Below are 5,406 nucleotides of genomic sequence, written 5' to 3' on the forward strand. Positions count from 1 at the left end.
AAGGCGGTGGGGGCTTCGCGTTCGGCGGTGGCGGCCCGCTTGGTGTAGGTGAGCACCAGCACCGATTCCGGGGCGGCTCCGGCCAGGATGCGGGCGGCGGCCACCTCGGCCAGCAGCGTGGTCTTCCCGGTGCCGGGCCCGCCGAGCAGGTGCCAGGGTTGCCAGCCGGGGTCGGCGCCGAGCTCGTGGAAGAGCGGCCGGAGGGCGGGGTCCCACTCCCGGGGGAGTGTCTCCGCCTCGGCTCGGCGCACCAATCGCACCGAGCTATCCGATCGCATCACGTCGGCTATTTCAACAGACCGGCCCGACAGTTTTCGTTTGCCATGAGTTGTCCGTGCCGCCTGTCACATTCCACGAGACGTTCATGATCGACCAGGGCGGGCGCGGTCCGCGGTGTCCCGCGGTGGGGGCAGGCAGCAGAATGGGCGTGTGGTGGAGCTTCATACTCATCGTTTCGGTCCCCCGACCGGTCCGGTCGTGCTGGCATTGCACGGGTTGACGGGCCACGGCAAGCGCTGGCAGGCGCTGGCCGACGAACATCTCCCCGATGTCCGGATCATCGCACCGGATCTGCGCGGGCACGGGAGGTCGCCCGGCGTGCCGCCGTGGGACTTCGAGGCGATCGTGGATGATCTCGCCGCTTTGCCGGAACTCGAGGCCGGCGAACCGGTGGTGGCGCTCGGGCATTCGTTCGGCGCGGCCGTCGCGGTGCATCTGGCGCATCGCCGCCCGGATCTGGTGCGCGGTCTGGCGCTGCTGGACCCGGCCATCGGCCTGGACGCCGAGCGCATGCTGAGCATCGCGACCTCCATGCTGGAGTCGCCGGATTACGAGAGCGTCGAGCAGGCCCGCTTCGACAAATTGGAGACCGCGTGGGGCGAGCTCGATGCCGCGGTGCTGGACGCCGAGCTGGCCGAGCATCTGGTGCCCACCGCGCACGGCCGGGTGGGCTGGCGGATGACGCTGCCCGCGATCATCGCCTACTGGGGCGAGATCGCCCGCGACTTCGTCCTGCCGCCGCGTGATCTGCCGACGGTGATGGTGCAGGCGATGAAGGTGGATCCGCCGCTGGTGTCCCCGGACTTCCGGGCGGCGCTGTCCGCGCATCTGGGCGAGCGGCTCACCGTCCACGAGTTCGACTGCGACCACATGGTGTCCCAGGCGCGCCCCGCGCGGACCGCGGAACTGGTCCGCACCCTGCTCTGATCCCAGGAAGACGTGAAATGCCATCCAGCGAAGCCGAAATCGAGCGGGTGCGGGAATTGGTGGCGGCGATTCCGCCCGGCCGGGTCGCCACCTACGGCGATATCGCGGCCGCGGCGGGCTTGTCCACACCGCGCACGGTGGGCTGGATCATGCGCACCGACGCCGCGGATCTGCCCTGGCATCGGGTGCTGCGCGCAAACGGTACGCCCGCACCACATTTGGCGCATCGGCAGTTGGCCCAGCTGGCCGCCGAGGGCTGCCCGCTGGCCGGGGATCGCGTGGACCTGCGGCGGGCCCGGTTCCGGTTCGAGAACTGAACCGGCTACCGGCCCCGGGCCACGGAGGAATTCTTTCCCTTACAAACGAAAATCATGGAAAACTCCGGCCGGATCGGCGAAAGTGCCGGGCCGGAACGGCCATCAGGCCGCGCCGCGCTCGAAGCGGCGGCGCTCACGCGGCGAGAGTCCGCCCCAGATGCCGAAACGCTGATCGTGACTGAGCGCGTAATCGAGGCATTCCTTGCGCACCTCGCACGAGGAGCAAATGCGCTTGGCCTCGCGGGTGGAGCCGCCCTTGTCGGGGAAAAATGCCTCGGGGTCGGTCTGGGTGCACAGGGCCTGCTGGTGCCAGGATTCGGAGTCGGCTCCGTCACGGCGGGCGAGAGATTCGAACATGGCATCGAAATTGGTGAAAAGCAGCTTCACTATCCTCATCCCTTCAATACAAGTTTCAGAAAGAAAAACGCGCGGTTTGTTTTTTAACGGCCCATGCCGCAGTCACCACTGACCGCAGCCAACCGCGCCTGCTCACCATTGACAAAGATGCGACGGGCGTGCACGGCCGCCGGAGCAGCCGACCACGGCGCGAGCGCGGTGGTGAACATGAGTTCGCACCAGCTCAATGCCGGAACCTCGCCGCCCGCGAGGGTATTCAGAAGAGAAAGTTCCTGATCACTGTCATTCCACGCGGCGAACAACCACGAGGCGTCCAGCCGGCCCAGGAATTCCTCGGCGTCTTCCGGAATGCCCAGCGGCGCGTCCACCGCGAGATGAACGACCGCCGCGATCGCGTGGCGCATACGGGCGTCGAGGCCGACACCGTCATGGAGCAACAGGCCTTCGAGCGACTCCCGCAATCCCGCGCCGCGGTCGATCCGGAAGTCGTTCCGCCGGGCCGTGGTGACGTCGAACATTTGTTTCCTCCCTTGAAAATGCGCTTGTCCCAAAAGCGCCATGCGCTGATTTAAATGGCCCCGTGATCTTGTTGTCCAGTTTTGGGGCAATCTGGGGCAAACCCCTAGCAGTACTGACACTGGCCAGTGTGGGTACCCGCCGGGAACCGCACCGCAGGGTGCCTGGCACCACGCGGGCAAACATATAGGGAGTGGCGTGTTCCGCCGTTTATGGTCTGACCATGCCTTATGTGCGATCAGGTTCAGCAACAGTGCATTACACCACCAGCCAGGTCAGCGGCCCCACGCTACTGCTCGCCCACGGGTTCTTCATGGACGAGTCGATGTTCGATCCGATGCGCGAATCCTTGGCAGCCGCCGGTATCAATCTCGTAACGGTCGACGCGCGTTGCCACGGCCGGACGCAGTCACCCGATGGCGAACCGTTCAGCTATTGGGATCTGGCGGCCGACGGATTGGCGGTGCTCGACGAACTCGGAATCGAGCGAGCGGTTATCGGCGGAATGAGCCAGGGCGGCTACTCGGCATTGCGCATGGCATTGCTGGCGCCCGAACGCGTCCAGGGGCTGGCCCTGATCGATACCGAGGCCACCGCCTGCACGCCGGCCGAATTGGCGTACTACCGCGAATTCTTCGAACGCTGGACCGGAGCGGAGCCGCTGGCGCCGCTGGTGGCCGAATTGGCGCCGCAGCTCATCGGCGGCACCGATCCGCGGCAGTGGCGGGCCTGGACCAGTCGCTGGTACAGCTCCGACCGGCAGGCCATCATGCCCGCCGCGCGCTGCCTGATGGACCGGCGTTCGGTGCTGCACCGACTATCCGAGATCACCGCCCCGGCCCTGGTGGTGCGCGGCAGTCACGACGGCAACAGCACGTCCCAGAAGTCCGAGGCGCTCACCGCCGGGCTGTCCGGCGCCGACGGGGTGGTGACCATTCCCGGCGCCGGGCACGGGGCGGCCTGGACCCATCCGGAAGTGGTTGCGCCCCTGCTGATCCGACTGGTCGAGCAGTGCACCGCGCGGCGGGAGAGCCGGCTGGCGCGGGCGCTGTCGGCGCCGTGGGCGACCACGCGGGTCCCGCGCGAGAATCGGGCCCAGCGCGAGATTCAGGCCGCGTGGTAGCCGGTCGAGCGCGCGGTGGTCCCGCGGGCCGTGCCCATGGCGGTCACGGCCGGTCGGCGCCCTCGTCGAGGGCGGTCTCATCGGCGGAGATCCCGGCCTCGTGCCAGCTCGGAATGCCCAGGAAGATCTGGATCTGGCTGGGGTAGGCGGCGTTGAAGACGCTGAACAGCTGGACCGCGATATCGAAGCGCCGGGCGCTCTCCCGATCACGCAGGCGCATGGTGGCGCGAGGCCGTCCGTAGGCGGCGATGCCCTCGTCCCACATTTCCCGAAAAAGTCCGAAACGTCCGAGTTCTGCGAGGAATTCAACCGACCAGGCGGTATCACCGGAGCTCGCGATCAGCCCGCGCAGCCAGTGCACGGTGAGCCGGACCTCTTCCTCCCACTCGACCATCACCTCGCGCGCCGCGTCGTTGCCCAGGAACCAGCGCAGAATATTGGTGTCGCGCTCCAGCCCCGGGAATGCCCGCGCGTAGCTTTCGTTGCACGCCAGCACATTCCAGCGCGTATCGACGTAGGCCGCCAGATTCGGCTCGTGCAGCTCGAGGGCGCGGCGCATGTCGTCGGTGATTTCGGCGCGCAGCTGCTCCACGGACGGGAATTCGCTCACGCCGAGTCCGGCCAGATCGAGCAGATGGCGGCGCTCGACAGCGGACAGCGGGGTTATTCGATCCAGATATCGCAGCAGCGCGTCCACCACTTCGCGGGTGGGGTGGCCACGATCGCCCTTCTCCAAATGACTGATGTAGCTGGCGCTCACCCCGGCGTTGAACGCGAGTCTTTCGCGTGATACGCCCCGTGCATCACGCAACCGGCGCAGCAGCAATCCGAAGGTCGGCGGCTTCAGATCGTCCGAGTCCCTATCCGGTTTCACGCCCAGCACCACGCCGTTCCCTCTCCACAAACACTCAGCAAACCAACCTTCATCGCTCTGAGTCCTCCTGGTTCCGGACAGTGGGACCCGGTGTGACGCCTGGTGCGAACTGTGACGAACGCCGCATACTCCGCCAGTTCTCGACTCGGATACTGCCATATGCGATTGTTCCGAAGGTTAAAACAAGACCATTTCTACTATGTGTCGTGCCACATCTCATAACGTAACGACTATCCGCAATTGCTTAGCAAGCGCAGGTTTCCGGCGCGCCCGGCAGTCCCTGAACAGCCTGCCACTACGATCTTCAACCATGCGCAGTGAGCCCCTGACACTCACCCACCCGGGAACGGGATCGTGACACCCGTCGACGCCATCGTGCTGGCCGGAGGAAAGGCCAGCCGGATGGGCGGAGTGGACAAGCCCGCGCTGGTCGTGGGCGGGCAATCGATGCTGGACGCGGCGCTCACCGCGGTGGCCGGCTGCGCGCGCACGGTGGTGGTCGGACCGCACCGGCCCGAGCTGCCGCCGGAAGTCCTTCAGGCACAGGAGATACCGGCCGGGGCCGGCCCCGTCGCCGCCATCGCCGCCGGTCTGGGCGCTCTGGCCGGGTGCGAGTTCCCGGCCGGGCTGATCGTGGTGCTGGCCGCGGACATGCCCTTCCTCACCGCCGCCGCGGTGGGCGAACTGCTTTCCCACACAAGGGAATCCGGCAGCGACGCGGTGTTCGCCGCCGACGCCTCGGGCCGCCCGCAGTACCTGGTCGGCGTCTGGCGGCGCGCCGCCCTGGACGCGGCGCTGAATTCCCTGGACTCCCTGGTGAACCGGCCGATGAAGGCGCTGGTTCCGGTGGACACGGCCATGGTCGCGCTGCCCGGCGTCGAGGACTGCGACACCCCCGAGGACGTGCGCCGGGCTCGCACCGGCGCGGCCCGCACGGCCGAACCGCTGTGGCTCGACGAGGCGCGGGATGTGCTGCGCGGGAGCATCTCCCCGCTGCCGGTGCGCCGCGCCAC

At 67.6% G+C, this 5,406-nt stretch carries 8 protein-coding genes; 4 read left to right on the forward strand and 4 right to left on the reverse strand.

What is annotated here, in order from left to right:
- Positions 1-278: UvrD-helicase domain-containing protein (locus tag ACWELJ_RS33070; RefSeq protein ID WP_452370005.1), on the reverse strand; the 278-nt coding region annotated here is incomplete at its 3' end.
- 151 nt (positions 279-429) lie between these two features.
- Between ACWELJ_RS33070 and ACWELJ_RS33075 the strand changes: the two genes are divergently transcribed.
- Positions 430-1,206, forward strand: coding sequence for an alpha/beta fold hydrolase (locus ACWELJ_RS33075; RefSeq protein WP_452370006.1), 777 nt, complete (start codon positions 430-432; stop codon positions 1,204-1,206).
- A 17-nt stretch (positions 1,207-1,223) separates the two neighbouring features.
- Positions 1,224-1,523 carry an MGMT family protein gene (locus ACWELJ_RS33080; RefSeq protein ID WP_452370007.1) on the forward strand — a complete coding sequence of 100 codons (300 nt, stop codon included), beginning with the start codon at positions 1,224-1,226 and terminating at the stop codon, positions 1,521-1,523.
- Between the two features lie 102 nt (positions 1,524-1,625).
- Here ACWELJ_RS33080 and ACWELJ_RS33085 read toward each other — a convergent pair whose 3' ends face one another.
- Complete coding sequence (locus ACWELJ_RS33085; RefSeq protein WP_452370008.1) at positions 1,626-1,919, reverse strand: WhiB family transcriptional regulator; 294 nt, start codon at positions 1,917-1,919, stop codon at positions 1,626-1,628.
- A 44-nt stretch (positions 1,920-1,963) separates the two neighbouring features.
- Complete coding sequence (locus ACWELJ_RS33090) at positions 1,964-2,398, reverse strand: hypothetical protein (protein WP_379094243.1); 435 nt, start codon at positions 2,396-2,398, stop codon at positions 1,964-1,966.
- A 251-nt stretch (positions 2,399-2,649) separates the two neighbouring features.
- On the opposite strand from ACWELJ_RS33090, the gene ACWELJ_RS33095 reads away from it, so the two are divergent.
- Positions 2,650-3,519 carry an alpha/beta fold hydrolase gene (locus ACWELJ_RS33095; RefSeq protein WP_452370009.1) on the forward strand — a complete coding sequence of 290 codons (870 nt, stop codon included), beginning with the start codon at positions 2,650-2,652 and terminating at the stop codon, positions 3,517-3,519.
- Between the two features lie 43 nt (positions 3,520-3,562).
- Here the strand turns inward: ACWELJ_RS33095 and ACWELJ_RS33100 are convergent, their stop codons facing one another.
- Positions 3,563-4,393 (reverse strand): MmyB family transcriptional regulator, encoded by an 831-nt coding sequence (locus ACWELJ_RS33100; RefSeq protein ID WP_452370010.1) that lies wholly within the window; start codon positions 4,391-4,393, stop codon positions 3,563-3,565.
- Positions 4,394-4,747: 354 nt separating this feature from the next.
- On the opposite strand from ACWELJ_RS33100, the gene mobA reads away from it, so the two are divergent.
- Positions 4,748-5,406, forward strand: a 659-nt coding sequence (gene mobA, locus ACWELJ_RS33105; protein WP_452370011.1) for a molybdenum cofactor guanylyltransferase, incomplete at its 3' end; no start/stop codon positions are given.

The organism is Nocardia sp. NPDC004582, assembly GCF_053602115.1.